The organism is Inquilinus sp. OTU3971 (genome assembly GCF_038440215.1).
The window spans coordinates 1-2,536 of the sequence record NZ_JASATH010000381.1; the positions used below are offsets into that span (position 1 = coordinate 1).

3 protein-coding genes are annotated in these 2,536 nt (G+C 67.2%); all 3 read left to right on the plus strand.

Annotation, left to right across the window (positions count from 1 at the left end):
- The first annotated feature begins 236 nt into the window (after window positions 1–236).
- Window positions 237–515, plus strand: a complete 279-nt coding sequence (locus tag AAHM41_RS39875) for a hypothetical protein (protein WP_342242194.1) — start codon at window positions 237–239, stop codon at window positions 513–515.
- A gap of 133 nt (window positions 516–648) precedes the next feature.
- Window positions 649–2,157 (plus strand): ankyrin repeat domain-containing protein, encoded by a 1,509-nt coding sequence (locus tag AAHM41_RS39880; protein ID WP_342242195.1) that lies wholly within the window; start codon window positions 649–651, stop codon window positions 2,155–2,157.
- Between the two features lie 166 nt (window positions 2,158–2,323).
- Window positions 2,324–2,536: DUF2285 domain-containing protein (locus AAHM41_RS39885; protein ID WP_342242196.1), on the plus strand; the 213-nt coding region annotated here is incomplete at its 3' end.

The following is a 2,536-nucleotide window of genomic DNA, read 5'->3' on the forward strand; positions in this document are numbered from 1 at the left end:
GGGGGGTCCCCCGCGGCCACCCCCCCCTACTCGCTGCAGTCCACAGCGGATTGTGAGATTGGGCGTTCGTCCGAAGCAGATTCAGGGCCGCATCCTTGGATTACGACCCGGGCGCTCTCAAGATTTCCTCTCGCGCATGGTGAGATTTCCCTCACGAATGGCAGATTTTACTAGATCTGTAATTTGTATGACATAAAGATGGACTAGTGAATCGCCGAGAAAAGGAGGGCGATGCAATGGGGTTCATCCGAAATATCGCGGTGATCGGAGCGATTTTCAAGGTTTTGGACGGGTATTTCGGGGTCGGGGGCTTTTTTCGTAAAGACTGGATTTATTTTGGTCTTGAGTTTCTGCCGCAGGATCAGGGGCGAATGCCGCCACCAGACCCGCCGCCCGCTCCCGCCGGCAGCAATGTCTCGCGTCTCAGCGATCATCGAAAACCGCAATCGACGGGCGATGCTCGGCCGAAACCGACGGCTCTGGTGGCCCTTGCGGCCCGCAGGAGGGCCCGGTAGCCTCCGGATCGCGTGCAAGACGCATCCGATCCGCGGGAAGGGCAGCGCCCACTTGCCAAGAGCTGCGCGACCAGCGTCGATCCTTCTTTCTGCCCGTTGATGCGGATGCCGGGCGTGTGAAAGGAGGAGCGTCATGCCCCATCCCTATGCCCAGGACCTGCCCGCATCGCCCGATCCGGAGCAGCAGAGGAAGTGCGCCAAGGACCTGCTGAAGGCGCTGCGCGCCGGCGCGGCCGAGGCGGTCACCCGGTTCCGCTACAGCCATCCGCGGCTGGCCCACCGCCCTGATGCCGAGCTGGTCGCCGCGGCGAAGCTGAGCGACGCGCAATGGGTGATCGCCCGCGAATACGGCTTCGCCAGCTGGCCGAGGCTGCAGGCGCATCTCGCCGGCGAGGCGCCGGAGATCGCCCGGCCCTTCGAGGTCGAGCTGCAATACTACCGCGACCGCGCCGCCGGGATCCGCAGCAACCACCGCACCGGCGAGGCCGGATCGCTGCGCCTGGTGCAGCGCTTCCATCCGCGCTTCGCCGTGGCGTCGGAGGCTGAGATCCGGGCCGCGGATCTCAGCCAGGAGGATGCCGAGCTGGTCGTTGCCCGCAGCCACGGCTTCGACGACTGGGACGGCTTCGCCGGACGGATCGAGGCAATGCAGGCCGGCCGGGCGCAGGAGCCGTTCCGCAGCGCCTTCGAGGCGATCCGCGGCGACGACCGCGCCGCTCTGGCCGCGGTGCTGGCGGCCCATCCCGGCCTGGTCAATGCCCGCGGCACCAACGGCAACCGCCTGCTGATGCTGGCGATCTCGATGAACCGGCTGGTCCTGGCCGGCGACCTGCTCGACGCCGGCGCCGACCCGAACCTCGCCAACGACAAGGGCTGGGGGCCGCTGCACGACATCGCCTATGGCGGCGGCCGCGGCGACCGCGAGGCCCGTCTGGCCCTGCTCGACCGGCTGATCGCGGCCGGCGGCCTGGTCGAAGCCGAGGCCTATGGTGACGGCGGCACGCCCTTGGCGGTGGCGCTGTTCTGGGGCCATACCACCATGGCCGAGCGGCTGGCGGCGGAGGTGGTGGCGCCGCTCAACCTGCGCATCGCCGCCGGGCTTGGCCGGATGGACCTGATCGCGCTGTTCTTCGATGCCGACGGAGGGCTGAGGCCGGAGGCCGGGCATCATCGCGGCTTCTACCGACCGCATAGCGGCTTCCCGGAATGGCACATGACCGACTCGCCACAGGAAATTCTCGACGAGGCGCTGACCTGGGCCGCCCGCAGCGGCCGGATCGAGGCGATGGCAGCGCTGCTGGCCCGCGGCGCCGACATCGACGGCGCCCCGCACAACGGCGCCGCGCTGCACTGGGCGCTGCTGAGCCATCGCGTGGAGGCGGTGGACTGGCTGATCGGGCAGGGCGCCGATGTCAGCCGGGGCGTGCCCTGGGGCGACACCGCGAACGTCACCCCGCTGCACATGGCCGCTGGCTGGGCCAACGACCCGCGCGCCGCCAGCCTGCTGCTGGATCATGGAGCAGACACGACCATCCGCGACCGAACCTATGACAGCACCCCGCTCGGCTGGGCCGAGCATTTCGGCCATCCGGAGGTGGCGGCGGTGCTGAAGGGCAAATCGGAGAGCGAAACCGGCGCGTGAACCCGCGCCTCGTCCTGCATAGGCGATTCAGGCCAGGGGCGGGTTGTGCCGATAGAGCGGTGTCCGTCCCGTACGGCCAGCGCCTGGCATCATTTGGCCCAGCTCCGCGGAATATTTCGGGCCGCCTATCGTCGTACAGGTGCAGGACGCTGAAAGAGGACCGAAAATGGTCAAGCCACCAGCGGAATATGCACCAACATTCGCCGAAGTTACGGAATACGATCACGAACATGTGACTATATACCGAAAAATACTCGATGCGGCCGGGGAGAGGGCGGACTGGCGCGAGGCCGCCGGAACCATCCTGGGCATTGACCCGCGTCAAAACCCGAAGCGAGCACGCCACTCCTATGAAAGCCACCTAGCCCGGATATCTCAC